The sequence below is a fragment of the Streptomyces sp. NPDC016851 genome (assembly GCF_055562795.1).
The window spans coordinates 1-16058 of the sequence record NZ_JBVHEP010000015.1 but is presented as its reverse complement, the minus strand read 5'-3'; the positions used below and the strand labels follow the sequence as shown (position 1 = coordinate 16058).

At 69.9% G+C, this 16058-nt stretch carries 8 protein-coding genes; all 8 read right to left on the bottom strand.

The features are described 5' to 3' along the window. Positions 1–4 precede the first annotated feature (4 nt). Entirely contained in the window at positions 5–1552 is a 1548-nt protein-coding gene (locus tag ACZ3I3_RS23555) for a tryptophan halogenase family protein (RefSeq protein ID WP_467368058.1), read from the bottom strand. Positions 1553–1613: 61 nt separating this feature from the next. Continuing rightward, positions 1614–2360, bottom strand: coding sequence for a thioesterase II family protein (locus ACZ3I3_RS23550; RefSeq protein ID WP_467368056.1), 747 nt, complete (start codon positions 2358–2360; stop codon positions 1614–1616). 86 nt (positions 2361–2446) lie between these two features. After that, positions 2447–4336 (bottom strand): ACP S-malonyltransferase, encoded by a 1890-nt coding sequence (gene fabD / locus ACZ3I3_RS23545; RefSeq protein WP_467368055.1) that lies wholly within the window; start codon positions 4334–4336, stop codon positions 2447–2449. A 4-nt stretch (positions 4337–4340) separates the two neighbouring features. Further along, a complete protein-coding gene (locus ACZ3I3_RS23540) occupies positions 4341–6593 on the bottom strand; it encodes an enoyl-CoA hydratase/isomerase (protein WP_467368054.1) in 2253 nt (750 codons plus the stop codon). Next, a complete protein-coding gene (locus ACZ3I3_RS23535; RefSeq protein WP_467368053.1) occupies positions 6581–7843 on the bottom strand; it encodes a hydroxymethylglutaryl-CoA synthase family protein in 1263 nt (420 codons plus the stop codon). The genes ACZ3I3_RS23540 and ACZ3I3_RS23535 overlap by 13 nt, the downstream gene beginning before the upstream one ends. Positions 7844–7854: 11 nt before the next feature. After that, positions 7855–9102, bottom strand: coding sequence for a beta-ketoacyl synthase N-terminal-like domain-containing protein (locus ACZ3I3_RS23530; protein WP_467368052.1), 1248 nt, complete (start codon positions 9100–9102; stop codon positions 7855–7857). After that, positions 9092–9346, bottom strand: coding sequence for an acyl carrier protein (locus ACZ3I3_RS23525; RefSeq protein WP_467368051.1), 255 nt, complete (start codon positions 9344–9346; stop codon positions 9092–9094). Before ACZ3I3_RS23525 ends, ACZ3I3_RS23530 begins: the two co-directional genes overlap by 11 nt. 88 nt (positions 9347–9434) lie before the next feature. Then, positions 9435–15968 carry an amino acid adenylation domain-containing protein gene (locus ACZ3I3_RS23520; RefSeq protein WP_467368050.1) on the bottom strand — a complete coding sequence of 2178 codons (6534 nt, stop codon included), beginning with the start codon at positions 15966–15968 and terminating at the stop codon, positions 9435–9437. Positions 15969–16058 lie beyond the last annotated feature (90 nt).

Below are 16058 nucleotides of genomic sequence, written 5' to 3'. Positions count from 1 at the left end.
CCGGTCAGTGCATCTGGGCGAGGTACTCGTAGTGACTGGGAAGCCGCTTCGCCAGGTCCTGGGCCTGGTCCTCGACCAGCTGGAACTCCTTGGCCGCCCGCGCGCCGTCCATCAGGGCCAGGGAGGGTGCGGGAGTGAGCGGGATTCCGCCCAGGCCGAGGAGCATCGACAGGTAGGAGTAGGACTCGAAGCCGTGGTAGTGCGGGTAGACGGTCTCCTGCGTGGGCAGCTTCGACTTCCACCGTTCGATCCGCTCGGCCAGCCCGTCGGGCATGGGCCGGGTCTTGGCGTCCTGCCAGTAGGCGTTGTCGGCGCGCGCCGCCGCCCGGTAGTGCAGGACCAGGAACTCCCGTACGCCGTCGATGGCGTTGGCCACCGTGCGGTTGTAGGAGTCACGCAGCCCCGGGTCCCAGGTGGCGTCGGGGAAGTGCTTGACCAGTTCCTCGATGCCCTGCTGAATGAAGAAGATGCCGGTGGACTCCAGGGGCTCGACAAATCCGCTGGAGAGACCGATGGCGACGCAGTTGTTGACCCAGGAGTTCCGGCTGCGTCCGATGCGCATACGGATGTGGTTGGCCTCCAGGTCCGCGGCCTCCGGGCCGACGAACTCCCGCAGTGTGCGCTCGGCTTCCTCCGGTGTCGTGTAGTCGCTGGCATACACGTATCCGGTGCCGATCCGGTCGAACAGCGGAATGGTCCAGATCCAGCCGGCGTCCTGCGCGGTGGCGGTCGTACAGGGCCGCATTCCCCGCTTTTCCATGTCGGCCGGCACGCGAAGCGCGACCGCGCTGTCGTTGGGCAGGGTGTCCTGGAAAGAGATGAACGGTTCCTCAAGGGTCTTGTTGAGGAGCAGACCACGGAAACCGGTGCAGTCGACGAAGAGGTCGCCGGAGATCTCGCCGTGCTCGCGCGTGACCAGATGACTGATCCAGCCCCGCTCGTCCCGGACGACGTCGACGACGTCGTCCTCGACGTGCTGGGCGCCCCGCACGGTGGCGTACTCCGTCAGGAAGTCCGCCAGCAGGGACGCGTCGAAGTGATACGCGTACGGGAACTGGGTGTTCTGCTCGGAGAGCGTGCTGCGGTCCTCCCGCGCGTCAGACCGCTCCAGGAACTCCTGTTCGAATAGAGTGCCGTCCATGTGGCGGGGCGAGCGCATGGCGTCGCAGATCGACGCCATGAGGAACACGTCCCGGTCGAAGCGCTCGTCGGGACGCTGGTGCAGCCACCAGTCGGTCAGCGGGAAACCGTCGACCACGCGCAGCCGCTCGAAGGGGTGGTAGAAGTAGTGCCCCTTCTCACGCCAGTTCTCGAACCGAATGCCCAGCTTGTACGTGGCATTGCACTTGGGCATCCATTCCTGCTCCTTGAGCCCGAGGTAGTTGAAGAAGTGCCGGACGGTGCTGAACGTCGCTTCGCCGACACCGATCGTCTTGATGCGCTTGGATTCGACGACGGTGACGGAGATGCTGTCGCCGAAGGCCGCCCGCAGATATGCGGCCGTCATCCAACCAGCCGTACCGCCGCCGACGATTACTGCTTTCTTGAGCATGGAAGCTCCTCTGGTGTGACCCCGAATGGGGATTTGTCACTGATCACGGGAAAAGCGGCAGCTAGGCGCTGATCAGGCGGGAAACGAATTCCGGCCCGCAATCCGCCAGATAGAAATGACCGCCGGGGAAGACGCGGAATTGGAAGGATCCTCGTGTGGCCAGCGACCAGGCACGAGCGTTCTCGACATCGACGTCCGGGTCACTGCTGCCGACAAAGCAGGTGATGGGCGAGCCCGTCGTCCTGACGGGCTGCGGCCGGTACGCCTCGAGCAGACGGAAGTCCGCCCGTATGGAAGGCAGCGCCATCTCTCGGAGGCTGGGGTCGTCGAGCGGTCCGGCGTCACCGCCGTTGATCCTGACGATCTCGTCCATGAGCGCCGCGTCGTCGTAGCCCCGCAGCCTTCGCCGTGCGGGGATGTGCGGCGCTTCCATCGCGGAGACGAACAGCTTCACGGGCGTGAACCCGTGGTCCCGTTCCAGACGGCGGGCGACTTCGAAGGCCACCGCGGCCCCCATGCTGTGCCCGAACAGGACGAGGGGACGGTCGAGGAAGGGGGACAGGGCGGCCGCGCTCCTGGCGGCGAGCACGTGCATCTCCTCCACACAGGGCTCGGAGATGCGCTCCTGACGTCCGGGGTACTGGATGCCGAGCAACTCGACGTCGGACGGCAGACCGTCCAGCCACGGCATGAAGAAGCTGGCGGCTCCGCCGGCGTGTGGAAAACACGCCAGACGTAACCGTGCGTCGACTTGTGTGCCGTACCGGCGTATCCAGGGCCCCGCTATACCCGGTGTGATACTGCGCACTTACTTCCCCCCGTTGTGCTTTCGCGCTCCGATTCTACATTCCCATCGCCCGGCCGGGATGCCAGGTGACGGGATCCGCAGCCGGTTCAATGCTCCGCACCTGTCCCCGCTCCGCCCAGACACTCGTCCAGTCGGTTCAACAGCGCTTTCAGAGAAGCGGAGTTGTTGCCGAACTGGTTGATCACGGAGGCGGCGCGGAATGTGCCGCCGTGACCGTGCTTGAGGAAGTTGGCGAGGGAACCGGTCGCGCTCAGGTCGACGAAGAAGTATTTATCCGGAGTGTCGAAGGCGGTCGTCATCAGCTCGTCGAACCGGACTCGTTCACGGATCACGTCCCACAGGTAATGCTCCCAGCGCGCTCGTGCATCGACGCCCAACTGACCTGCGCAGGAGGAGGAGTAGACGGGCAGTCGGGGGGTGCGGACCGTGACGGTCCTGCCGAGGTCCAGGCAGCCCGCCCGGATTTCGTCGAGGAAGGCCGAGTGGAATGCCTGACGCACCGGCAGCAGCACCGCGATCACGCCCTCCTCGTCCAGCGCGGCCCGCACCTCGGCCAGCCGCACCGCCTCTCCGCTGACGACGAAGTTGCCGGCGAAGTTGACCCCGGCCAGCGTCACGCCGTGGAACAGCTCGCGCCGCTCCTCGAACAGGGCGGGGGACGCGAGGACGCTGAGCATCCCGCCGGGGCGTGTCCGGTGCAGCAGCCGTGCCTGCCGCATGACGAGGTCGAGGCCGTCCTCGAACGACATGACGCCCGCGACGGTGGCAGCGATGTACTCGCCCATGCTGTGCCCGAGAACCGCATCGGGGCTCAGGCCCTCGTCGAGGAGGGTCTGGGTCAGGCTGTAGCCGATGCTGAAGAGCGCCGCGTGGGAACCGAGGATGTCGTCGAACTCCCTGCCCTTGCGGGTGTCGTCGTGGATGACGTCCACGAGCGAGGTGCCGTGGGCGCTTTCGTACACCGAGCTGCACCGGTCCAGGGCGTTCCGGAAGGCCGGGTGGGTGTCGTACAGTTCCCGGCCCATCCGGTGGTACTGGCTGCCCTGCCCGGCGTACATGAAGACCAGTTCGGTGCGCGGGCCGGTGGTGCCGGCCACGGGCCGGGGATCGGGGTCCTGGGTCTTCAGGGGTTCGTCGAGGATGGCGGTGGTCAGCTTGGTCAGCACGTTGCCGGGGCCCACCTCGTGGAAGTCCCGGTGTCCCTGCCCGATCAGCCACGAGACGGACTCGTACCACCGCACCGGGCTGGAGATCTGCCGCACCAGCAGATCCCGGTAGTCCGTGTCCGGGTAGAGGCGTGCCGTGCAGTTGGCGACGACCGGGATCCTGAGCCTCCCGAAGTCGAATCCGGCCAGGAACTCGGCGAACTCCTCCTCCACGTCCCGCATGCACCGCGAGTGGAAGGCGGCGCTGACGTTGAGGGGCACGAACACCGCGCCCGCCTCCGTGTACGCCGCCCGGACCTCCGGCGCGAGGAGTTCGTCGTGGACGCCGGAAAGGACGCACTGCGTGCCCGAGTTGATGTTGGCGAGGTCGATGTTGCGGTGGGGCAGGTCCGCGAGGACCTCACGGACGCGTTCCTGGTCCAGCTTGAGCACCGCGGCCATCGCGCCCTTCGGTGCCCGGCTCATCAGTTCGCCGCGCTTCGCCACCAGCCGCAGTCCGGTGGCGAAGTCGAAGGCACCGGCGGCGAACAGCGCACAGTACTCCCCCAGACTGTGCCCGGCGACGGCTGCGGGCTCGCCCTCGGTGGCGACGCGGTCGAGGTGGTGCAGCACGTTCACCACATAGAGGGCCGGCTGCGTGTACTCGGTTCGGTGCAGCACCCGGTCGGGATCACGCAGGCACAGCTCTTCGATCGAGTAGCCGAGGCACGCGTCGGCCTCGGCCACCAGGTCGGGGAACTTCTCGAACAGGCCGGCCCCCATGCCCTTGCGCTGCGAGCCCTGCCCGGGAAAGACGTGTACAGACTTCATGTGCTCACTCACCAGTCGCAGGTCGGTCGTTCGGCGCGGTCGGCACACCGGTCCGGGGGACGCCGTACTCCCCCAGCCGCCGTGCGAGCAGCGCTGCGGTCTCCCGCATGAGGTGCTCGGCGACGGCGTCGACGTGCCGGGCGCGCCACGGCTCCAGGCCGGTGCCCTGCACCCAGGAGTTGAACGCGCCCATCGCGGGGCCGCAGTGGATCTGGTAGTCCACGCGCCGGTCGGCGCTGCCGGTCAGCGCCAGCCGGGTGGTGTGGGCGAAGTACCAGCGGAAGACGTGCGCCATCTTCTGCTTCGGGTTCCGCTCGATCGCCGCCAGCCGTTCCGGGAAGCGCCGCTCCAGGTGGGCACGCGTCTCCTCCCACACGGCGTCGAGGGAGCGTCTGAAGTACTTCGCCTCCAGGGTCGTGCGCGTGGCGTCGTCGATCTCCTCGAGGGAGTCGTGGCGCAGGTACAGGTCGTACAGCTTCTTCGCACGTGCCGGAAAGAACAGCCCCTTCTTGACGGCCTGGACCTTCGCCCCCACCTCGAACATGTCGCCGGCGGGAGCGTAGTCCGTGTCGTGCACGGTCAGGTCCTGCAGGATGTCCTTGACGGCCTCGCTGGTGCCGGCCTCGACCGTGCACTGGTTGACGGAGCCGGTCGCGATGAACTCGGCGCCCAGCATGAACGCCGCCAGGGCCGCCTCGGGGGTGCCGATCCCTCCGGCCGCCCCGATCCGGATGGCCTCGGCGTAGTGCTCCTCGTCGGTCACGCGGTCGCGCAGTGCCCGCATCGCGGGGATCAGCACGGCGGCGTTGCCGCCGTCGGTGTGCCCGGCCGAGTCGGCCTCGACGCAGATGTCCTGCGCCAGCGGGATCCGCGCGCCGAGCTCGGCCTGCTCCCTTGTCACCAGGCCGCTTCGGAGCAGCTCCCGCACCAGTTCGGCCGGTGCGGGGCGCATGAACTGCTCGGCGACCTCGGCACGCGAGACCTTCGCGATGACGCGGTGGTCCCGCCGTACACCACCGTCGTCGTCCCTGTTCAGACCGGTCAGGTGGTAGCGCACCAGCGGCAGCGACGGCCTGATGTAGGCGGAGGCCTCCACGCACCGGACGTCGTGCTGCAGGAACAGTTCGACCGTCCGCATCTCCAGCCCGGGCTCGTTCGGGCTGTTGAGGAGGTTCATGCCGAACGGCCGTCCCTCCCCCAGGCCCTTCCTGATCCGGATGATCGCGTCGTCGACGGCGTCGAGCCGCAGACCGCCGGTGCCGAAGAACGCGAGCATGCCCGCGTTGCCCATGGCGGTCACGAGGTCCACCGAGGCGATGCCCTTGTACATCGCGCCGGCGAGGTAGTTGTACTTGACGCCGTGCGTCTGCCGGAAGAGGGGATTCCCCAGGTCTTGCGGGGACACGGTCGGCCTTTCGTCGTTCCTCGGTCGAGGTGCGCCGCCGCGTGCCTCGAGGTTCACGGCCGGCGGCGCCGGGTCCTGCTCCCAGGGGAACAGGCCCTGCTCGGAGTAGCGGCGGATCGCCCGTACGTTCCCGGGGTCCTGGAACGCCTGCCGGTTGGCGGCGAGTGCGGTGCCCTTGGTGCCTTCCGCGATCGGCGCCAGCTCCCGCAGGTACGCCTTGTAGCGGCGTACCGCGTCCTTGGACAGGCGCCCGAGCCGCTGCAGATGACCGCGCAGCAGAGCCTGGCTGTCGGTCGTCGCGAAGGCGTCGACCAGTCCCCACTCGGCGGCGCGCGCCCCGTCCACGGGGTGGGTCGTGCCGGCGAGGTAGTGCGCCCGCTGGAAGCCGACCCGGCGGATCAGGAACGGCAGCACGATCGCCGGGAGGAGCCCGAACAGCAGCTCCGACAGGCCGAACGACGCCTCGCCGTCGGCGATCACCACATCGCTCGCCGCCACGAGCCCGAGCCCGCCGGCGTTCGCCCTGCCCCGGACGTGGGCGATGGTGAAGCAGTCCCCGTACGCCATCCGGTCGAAGAGCTCGAACATGGCCTCGGGGTCGAACGCCGTGTCCCGGCCCTGCCGGGCCGCCTCGCTGATCGCCGTGAAGTCGGCGCCGGAGCAGAACGATCCGGGCAGCCCCTCCAGCACGACGACGGTCGTCGGCGACGCCGACGCCCGGGCGAGGACGTCGCTCAGTTCGGCGACCATGGCCGCGTTGATCGCGTTGTCCGCCTCGGGCCGATGCAACTGCACGAAGCAGGTGGTGCCCTGCTCGCGCACCCGCAGCGTGGAGTAGGTCATCCGGTCCATTCGTACTCCCGGTGGAACTCCTTGATCGCCCGGAGGATCAGACGGGGGCGCGTGTCGCCGTCCCGGCGGGTCCGCGGCAGCAGGTCCAGGTTCACCTCGGCGTTGCGCGTGCCGAAGCGGACGAAGCCGCCCTCGCCGAGCAGGCGGTCGTACGCGTCGAGCGGGAGCGAGTAGCGGGCGTCGAGGTGCGCCCCGATGTCCATCTCCCTCAGTCGCGCGGCTCCGTCGGGGATCACCACGCCGCTGTAGAACTCCGAGCAGCATCCCGACCCGTAGGAGAACAACCCCACACGCCGGGCGGAGTCGAAGTCGCCGGCGCAGATGGCGCCTGCCAGCGACAGGAAGACCGTGGCGCCCATGACGTTGCCGACGCGCCGGCAGTACGTCAGTCCCGGCACGACCCGTCGTTCGAAGTCCTCGGCGATCTCCGGCGTCCGTGCCTTGGCGACCTTGCGCATCATCGTGCGGTGCGCGCCCTTGACCATCCCGCCGAACGGCGTGTGGAAGGCGAGGTAGTCGAAGGTCCTGCGGTAGTCGGCGCCCTCCACCCGCTGGGCGTACGCCAGGTACGACTTCTCGCAGCAGTCCAGGTACGACATCAGCGACAGGTCGACGTCTCCGGCCTCGCTGTCGGGGGCGGGGCGGCAGGTGTCCATGACCTCGTAGCCGTAGTAGCCGCTGGCGCCCACGTCGAGCTGGAAGATGTGCGGCACGTCGCTGACCAGCATGGCGACTGCGCCGGCGCCGCCGCTCGGCTCGGCGTAGGCCCAGTCCTGCGCGGCCACGTCGGCGCCCTCGTCGAGGCTGTAGCGCGAGATGTCCGTCGCGATCACCAGGGCCTTGGCGCCCGGCGAGGTCTGTGACAGGACGAAGTTGCAGGCCATGTGCAGTCCTGCGGTGCCCGCGTAGCAGGCCTGCTTGAGTTCGAACATCCGGCAGTTGCGGTTGAGGCCGAGCACGTCGTGGAGATAGGTGCTGGCCGACTTGGAGAAGTCGATGCCGGACTCCGTGCACGTGATCAGCAGTTCGATGCTGTCCCGTTCGGCAGGGCTGAGCCGGTCCAGGATCGGGCGGGCCGCGTTGGCGCCCAGGGTCACCGGATCCTCGAAGGGCAGCGCGACGGCCTTCTCCTCCATCAGCAGGTTGTTCAGCCGGGGGATGTCCAGTCCCCGGTGCTCTGCCAGTCGTTGGACGTCGAGCACGGCCGAGCCGCCGAACACGTTCATCGCTTCGATACCGACGCGGGACATGACTTACGGACCTACGCTTTCTGTGAATCGCACCGGCTCATGCACAGAGCCGTGTTGACGCCGCCGAACCCCAGGCTCAGGCTCAGGCAGTGGCGGACCTCGGCCTCGACGGGCGCGTCCCGCACCCAGCGCAGCGAGCCGTCGATCGGCTCGTCGAGGTTGCGCGTCGGATGCAGTCGGCCGTGCCGCATCTGCAGCAGGGCGGCGACCGCCTCCACGGCGCCGGCCGCCGACAGCCCGTGGCCGGTGACCGACTTCGTGGCGTTGACCGCGGCTCCGGTGAGCCCGCAGGCCTTGAGCGCCTCCACCTCGATCCGGTCGCCCAGGGTCGAGCCGGACCCGTGCGGGTTCACGTAGTCGATGTCGGCGGCGGCCAGCCCCGCCCGCCGGAGGGCCTGCCGGATCGCGCCGGTCTCGCCGTCGAGGGAGGGGTCGGGGTTGCGGTTGCCGTCCAGGAGGACCGACCAGCCCGTCAGCCGGGCGTAGGGGCGGTCGTCCCGGTCCGGGCGGGTCCCGCGCCGTTCGACGACCAGTGCGGCGCATGCCTCGCCGAACACGAAGCCGCCGCTTCGCCGGTCGAACGGCCGGCAGGCCAGCTCGGGGGCGTCGGCGCACTCCTGGGGCGCCATGGCACCCATGGACTGCAGGGCCAGGCATTCCCAGTAGGACAGGTCCATCAGGGCGCCTACGGCGACGCAGACGTCCACCCGGCCCGAGGCCACCGCCTCGGCCGCCTCGATGATCGCGAGCTGGCCGCTGGCCGAGGCGCCGCCCACCGTGTGGGCGAAGCCCCGGATGCCGAAGGCCGTACTGCACAGGCCGCACAGGTCCGTGTCGAGGAAGGACAGCCCGTAGGCGGGCCGCAGGAACGCCGGCCGGTCACGGTGGCGGTCGTGCGCCAGCACCTGTTCTCGCTGCTGCACGTTGCTGCCGCCGATGACCAGGCCGATGCGCGTGCCGTCGACCGCGTCCAGCCCCGCCTCCGTCCACGCCTCGTCCAGCGTGGCCAGCGCGACGCGTGCCGTGAGGGACGCGGTGCGCAGGTCGCGGGCGGGCAGCCGGTCGGTGGTGGGCACCGAGGGGATCTCGGCGCCCACGAACCGCGTGTCGCGCTGCCGGCCGGGGCGTCGCATGATGCCGAAGCGGTGCTCCCCGGCGAACAGCGCCCGCGCGAAGTCCGCCTTCCCCTGGCCGACGGCCGTGGTGACGCCGAGTCCGGTGACCACGACGTCTGTCCGGCCTCGTGCGTCACTTGGCATGCAGCGACGCCTTCTCGCACAGGAGCCGGGCCAGTTCGCCCAGGTTCTGCGGCCCGAACGTGTCGACCAGGGGGATGTCCAGGTCCATCCGCTCCAGCACGGTCACGATGATCTCGGCGCGGTCCATCGAGTTGGCGCCGAGCCCGCCGAGCGAGTCGGACTCCTGGAAGTCGTGGTCCTGCAACTCGGGCAGGATCTCGCGGACGGACTCGGCGATCAGGGCCAGTACTTCTTCTTCTCGCATGTTCACCACTGGGATTCGTCGATGGTCGGTCAGGTGGAGCGGACGGTGTCGCCGCGTCGTGTCGGATGGGTCGGGTGGATCCGTCGGCTCAGATCCGGAGAGCGCCGCCGCGCGTGGCGTCGCGCAGCCGGGCCAGGGAGGCCTCCGGATCCACGACGATCTTCAGCAGCAGCCGTTCGTAGCGGGCCGCCAGTTCCTCGATCGTCTCCCTCGCGAACAGGTCCGTGCTGTACTCGAGCTGGCCCTGCAGCCCTGCGGGTGTCTCCCGCAGCACCAGATTCAGGTCGAACTTCGCCACTTCGGTCTGGCCCGGCAGGGGCAGGAACGCGACGTCGGAGCGGTCGGCCCCGGACGGGGCGGGCCCGGCCGCGGGCACCAGGTTGAACATCACCTGGAACAGCGGCGAGTACGCGGGATCCGGCTCCGGTGCCAGGGCCCGTACCAGGGCGCCGAATGGGACGTCCTTGTTCTGGTGCGCTTCGGCCGTGACCTGCTGGGCCTGGGACAGGACCTTGGTGAAGGCCTGGTCCGCGGTGATGTCGAGCCGCATCGCCAGCACGTTGATGAAGTAGCCGATGAGCCGCTCCAGTTCGGGCCGCGGCCGGTTGGTCACGGGGGATCCGATCAGCAGCTCGCGGTCCTCGGTGTAATCGCCCAGCAGCACCGCGAACGCCGACAGAAGCGTCAGGTAGAGCGTGGCGTCGCGTTCCTGCCCGAGGCGGTGCAGCTGCCCGAGCAGTTCCGGGGGGACGCCCACCGGCACCGCGGATCCCCGGTACGACTTCACCGGGCACCGGCGGTAGTCCGTGCGGAGCGACACGCACGGCGGAAGGCCGGCGAGCTGTCGCCGCCAGTAGGCCTCCTGGCGCTCCAGTTCCGCGGCGTCGACCACGCGCTGCTGCCAGCGCGCGAAGTCGGCGTACTGGAGTGCGGGCGCCTCGAGGGACGGCTCGGCTCCGCCGCTGAACGCCTCGTACAGCGCGTGCAGTTCGGACAGGAAGATCGCATTCGACCATCCGTCGAAGACGCCCCACGGGCGGGTGACGGTGAGGACGTGCTCGTGGTCCGACAGCCGCAGCAGATGGACGCGGATCATGTAGCGGTCGTCGGGACGGAACGGCCGGGCCCGTTCGGCCCGGAGCAGCTCGGCCGCGGCCGTGTCGCCGCGTACCTGTTCGACGTGCACGGCGAAGTCGGCGGCGTCGTTCACCCGCTGCACGAAGGTGCCGTTCTTGCGCTGATAGCCGGTGCGCAGGACGGCGTGCCGGGCGACGAGTTCCTCGAAGCTCCGGATCAGGGCGCGCCGGTCCAGCCTGCCGATGATCCGGTGCGCCATCTGCACGTTGTCGTACGCGGAGCCGAGGTGCTCGTGCGCGTTCAGGAACCACAGTTCCTGCTGCTGGAAGGCGAGCGGCGCCTCCGCGGCGTTCTCCGCGTCCGTGCCCTCGCCCGTGGCCGACAGCAGCGGTTCGGTGTCCTGTGCCTCGGGTCCGCGCTCCAGCGCGGCAGCCATCTCCTCGACGGTGGCGCCGCCGAGGATGGCCTGCAGGGGCAGTTCCCTTCCGGTCTCCTGCTTGACCCTGATGGTCAGCCGGGTGGCCAGCAGGGAGTGGCCGCCCAGCTGGAAGAAGCTGTCGCGCAGGCCGACCCGCTTCAGGCCGAGGACGTCCTGGATGAGATCGCACAGGACCCGCTCCGCCTCGGTGCGCGGCGCGACGTACGTCTCCTCCTGCAGGTCGCCCTCGTCCGGGGCGGGCAGCGCCCTCTTGTCGACCTTGCCGTTGGGTGTGATCGGCAGCGCCTCCAGGGCGACGAAGACGCTCGGCACCATGTACTCCGGCACCTTGCCCGCCAGGTGCTCCTTCAGGACCCGGGCCAGGGCCTGGCTCGTCCGGCCGATCTGCGGGAAGTTCGCCGGATACGACTGCCGGTAGGGGGTACGTGCCCGCACCCGGGGCGGCTCGGACTTGCCGAAGACCAGGTCAAGTCCGTCGAGACGGTCCTGCGACCAGGTCGCCGACGCGTGGTAGCCCAGGTCCTCCGCGTGCCGCAGCACCGCCTCCAGCTCGCGTATCCGTTCGGTGGCGGCCTCGGACAGGCGGGAGCCGCCGGCGAGCGGTGCCAGCTGCTGCCCGGCCGGCCACTGGGCCAGTCCCGTGGACACCCGCACGTCGTCCTCGACGCGCGGATTGGCCAACCCGGACACGCCGAACCGCTCGTGCTCCGCGCTGTCCAGGAGCGCGCGCAGCTCCGCCGGGTCCTCGGCCTCGAACCACGGCAGGGTGGTGTCGGCTGCTTCGGCGGCCGGTCCCTTGGTCAGGACGACGTCGTAGCGGTAGCTGAGCATCTCGTTGTCGCCCAGTCCGCGTTTCACCATCAGGTCGACCGCACCGACCTCGGGGAATCGGTCGGTGAGGGCGGCGAAGAAACTGGGGCTGACCAGCAGTTCGGTCTCCTGCTGCCGACGGCGCTGCACGCTGCCGGCCAGTGCTCCGACGGTGACCGGGCCCGTGATCCGGCTGCGCTCGACCGCGCACAGGTGGGCGGCGAACAGGTCCAGGTTCCGGACGTCGCCGATCAGGATCCGGCCCCCCTCGTCGAGGAGCGACAGCAGCCGCTCGATCGTCTCCTCCAGGTACACCCGGTTCGGGAAGTACTGCACGACGGAGTTGACGACGATCGTGTCGAACCGCTCCCCGTCCGGCACCGTGACCGACAGGGCGTCGCCCCGGTCCAGGGTGACGTGCGACCAGCCGCGCCGCGCCACGCCCTGCCGGACCTGGTCGAGGGCCGCCGCGGAGATGTCGACGGCGTGGACGGACTCGCACGCCCCGGCGTACCGGTGGAGCAGCAGGCCGCTGCCGCAGCCGACCTCCAGCAGACGCCGGGGCCCGAGGGCCCGGATCCGCCGGACCGTGTCGTCGATCCACTCCTGCATCTCGGGCTCGGGGATGGGTTCGCCGGTGTAGCTGCTGTTCCAGCCGACCAGGTTCAGTTCGTCCCCGGTGCCTTCGCCTCCGGCGTACTGCTCCTCGAAGAGGTGCTGCCACTGTTCCAGGCGCTCCGCGTTCTGCTCCCGGGCGAGGGTGTCGAGCCACTGGTCCGCCGGTCGCACGTAGGCGAGGAGCTTCCTGGTCTCGCCGACGGACTGCGTGGTCACCACGGACCCCTGTACGCCGGGGTGGGCGAGCAGGGCGTTCTCGATCTCGCCGAGCTCCACGCGGAAGCCGCGGACCTTCACCTGGTCGTCGATGCGGCCGATGAATTCCAGGGTGCCGTCCGGCAGCCAGCGTGCCAGGTCGCCGGTCCGGTACAGCCGTGCCTTCGGGTCGTCCGCGAAGGGGTCGGGGACGAACTTCTCCGCGGTCAGTACGGGATCGTCGAGATAGCCACGGGACACGCCGATGCCGCCGACGCAGAGTTCGCCGACCACACCGCACGGCACCGGTCGCAGGTCCCGGTCGGTGACGTAGGCGGTCGACTGGGCGATGGGCCTGCCGATCGGCACGACCGCGTCCTCGGCGAGGTCGCGCGGGATCGCGTGGCAGGTGGAGGTGATGCTGTTCTCGGTGGGCCCGTACGCGTTGAGGATCGTCAGCTGCGGGTTGGCCGCGTAGAGCCTGCGCACGTCCTTGGCGGAGAAGGCCTCGCTGCCGACCCACACGAGCTCCAGCGGCAGCCGCCGGCCCTTGGACGCCTCGGCGAACGCGGGCAGGAGCGCGGCCGGCAGGCACATCATCGTGGCCCCGGTCCGCTCGACGCACTCCAGCAGCTGTACGACGTCCTTGGGCGTGCCGTCGTACTGCACCAGACGCCCGCCCGACAGCAGCGGCGCCAGCACCTCCTGGGATCCGGCGTCGAAGGAAATGGACAGGTGTTGCAGCACCGCCATGTCCTCGCTCGGGGGGACGTAGCCCGGATCGCACAGCATGCGGACCACGCCGCGCTGCTCCACGAGCACGCCCTTGGGGCGGCCGGTGGATCCGGAGGTGAAGATCACGTAGGCCAGGTGATCGGGCGTCAGCCCCAGTTCGGCGCGGGACAGGTCGCTCTCCGGCCGGTCGGCCAACACCTGGGTCCGGTCCCCGCCGGGCACTCGGTGTGCCTCACCGGTGTCGAGGTGGACGACCTGGCGCACGCCGTCGAGCAGCGAGACCGGCACGTGCGACTGGCTGAGCACGAGTTCCACGCCCGAACTGGCGACCAGGGTGCGGATCCTCTCCTCCGGATAGGTCGGGTCGATCGGTACGTACGCGCCGCCCGCCTTGAGGATCCCCAGCAGGCCGATCACCATCTCCGGCGACCGCTCCACGCACAGACCGACGAGCGTGTCGGGGCCGACTCCCTCGTCCCTCAGGTGGTGTGCCACTCGGTTGGCCCGGGCGTTGAGCTGTGCGTACGTCAGTCGCCGGCCGCCGTGCTCGACTGCGATCGCCTCCGGCCGCCGCCGCACCTGCTCCTCGAACAGCTCGAACAGGCAGCTGTCGTCCGGATAGGGGCGGGTGGTGTCGTTCCACTCGACGAGGAGGCGGTGGTGTTCCTCGGAGGGCACGACATCGACGTCGAGGGCCGGGGTGGTCGTCCCGTCGTCGTCCGCGAGCGCGCAGACGAGTCCGGCCACCGCGGTCTCCACGTAGTCCAGCAGTGCCTCGGGCGCCACCGACTCGTCGACCTGCGCGTTCATGGAGAGTTCCGCGCCGACGTCGTCGATCGAGACGCCGACCGGGTAGTTGGTGCGGTCGACCGACCCCAGCCAGCGGACGCCCAGTTCCTCGAGAGAGGCCGGGCCGCCCTGCCCCTTGCTCGGCCCGAAGAACCGGAAGTTGATCATCGAGCTGAACAGCGGCGCGTCGCTGTCCAGGCCGCTGCACCGCTGCGCCACGATCAGCGAGGTCTGCTCGTGGTCGAGCAGCCGCGCGAGTCCGGTGTCGACCTCGGCCACCAACTCCTGGACGCTCTTGCCGCGCAGCCGTACGCGCAGCGGAAGGGTGTTGATGAAGTTGCCCAGCATCCGCTCGACGCCCGGCACCCCCTGCAGCCGCCCGGACAGGACGGTACCGAAGACCACGTCGTCGCGGCCGCTGCTCGCCGCCACCACGAGCGCCCAAGCGGCGTGGAAGAGGGTCGCGGGGCTGGTGCGCAGGCGCTGGGCCTGGGCGCGGATCTCGCGGGTCAGGTCGGCGGGCAGCGAGCGGCGCAGGTCACGGACCCCGCGGCCGTCACCGTAGACGTCGGTCAGCTGGAACGGCGTCGTCGACTCGGTGACGTCGCTCAGCTCACCGCGGAAGTGGGCCTCGGCGTCGTTCTCCGCCAGCTGGCGCAGGGTGTGGGCGACGAAGTCCCGGTAGGGCGCCGGGGGCGCCGGCCGCTCGGTGCCGCCCGACATGTGGACGGCCAGTTCGTCGAGGATCAGGCGCAGCGAGGTCGCGTCCTCGATCAGGTGGTGCATGCTCAGCAGCAGGAACCGCCGGGTCGAGTGCGGGTCGGCGGCGACGGCCAGCCGCAGCAGCGGGGCCTGGTCGAGCGGTATGCCGCCCGGCCGCTGGATGAAGGCGCGTGCCTGCTGCTCGGCGTCCTCGTCCGGATCGAGCTCGATCCGCTCCACTTGGAGGGTGATGTGCCGGCAGACGACCTGGGCCGGTTCGCGCAGCCCATCGGTGATCACGGCGGTGCGCAGGACGTCGTGGCGGTCGACGAGCGCCTGCATCGCGGCCACGAACCGGTCGCAGGCGCCCTCGTCCTCGGCGACCAGCAGGACCGGTATGACGTAGGGGTCGTTGCCGGGGTCCACCAGGTGGTGGAACAGGATCCCTTCCTGGGAGGGCACGAGCGGGTAGATGTCCTGCACGTTCGCCGCGCCGCCGGGCGTCCTCGCCACGACCGACGCGATCTCGTCCTCGGTCAGGTCGGCCAGCGGGAGCATGCCGGGGGTGATCCGCTCACTGCCCGCCGGGATGAGATTGGCCGGGACGGTGTAGTCGGGGCGGGGGGCGGTGTCGTCGATCTCCGCCGCCAGCCCGGCCAGCGTCGGCGTGGTGAACACGCTGCGGACGGCGACGTCGAGCCCGCGTTCCTTGAGCCGCGCCACCAGGACGGTGAGGAGCAGCGAATGGCCGCCCAGCGCGAAGAAGTTGTCGTCGGCGCTGATGCGCGCCTCGTCGAAGCCCAGCAGCTCGGCCCATACGGCCGCCAGGACCCGTTCGGTCGCGGTGCGCGGGGCGACGTACTGGCGCTGGACGTAGGCCTCGATCCCGGGGGCCGGCAGGGCCCGGCGGTCGAGCTTGCCGTTGGCGGTGAGGGGCAGGCTGTCGAGGACGATGTAGGCGCTGGGGACCATGTACTCCGGCAGCGAGCGCTCCAGGTGCCGGCTGAGTTCGGCACGCAGGTCCCCCGCCTCGGGCCCGTCCTCCCGGACCACGTACGCCACCAGTTGCTTGTCGCCCGGCTGGTCCTCGCGGACCAGCACCGCGCAGGCTCGGACGGCGGCATGGCGGTTGAGTGTGGTCTCGATCTCGCCGAGTTCGATGCGGAATCCACGGATCTTGACCTGGTCGTCGTTGCGGCCCACATACTCCAGCGAACCGTCCGCCAGCCACCGCACCAGATCACCCGTACGGTACATCCGCGCCTCAGCCCCACCACGGAACCGATCCGGAAGGAACCGCTCCGCCGTCAGCTCCGGCCGGTTCAAATACCCCCGCGCCACACCCGC

Excerpts from the sequence above, each read along its gene's own strand:
- ACZ3I3_RS23555 (WP_467368058.1), bottom strand. The coding sequence starts at position 1,552 with ATGCTCAAGAAAGCAGTAATCGTCGGCGGCGGTACGGCTGGTTGGATG.
- fabD (WP_467368055.1), bottom strand. The coding sequence starts at position 4,336 with ATGAAGTCTGTACACGTCTTTCCCGGGCAGGGCTCGCAGCGCAAGGGC.
- ACZ3I3_RS23540 (WP_467368054.1), bottom strand. The coding sequence starts at position 6,593 with ATGGACCGGATGACCTACTCCACGCTGCGGGTGCGCGAGCAGGGCACC.
- ACZ3I3_RS23535 (WP_467368053.1), bottom strand. The coding sequence starts at position 7,843 with ATGTCCCGCGTCGGTATCGAAGCGATGAACGTGTTCGGCGGCTCGGCC.
- ACZ3I3_RS23530 (WP_467368052.1), bottom strand. The coding sequence starts at position 9,102 with ATGCCAAGTGACGCACGAGGCCGGACAGACGTCGTGGTCACCGGACTC.
- ACZ3I3_RS23525 (WP_467368051.1), bottom strand. The coding sequence starts at position 9,346 with ATGCGAGAAGAAGAAGTACTGGCCCTGATCGCCGAGTCCGTCCGCGAG.
- ACZ3I3_RS23520 (WP_467368050.1), bottom strand. The coding sequence starts at position 15,968 with ATGTACCGTACGGGTGATCTGGTGCGGTGGCTGGCGGACGGTTCGCTG.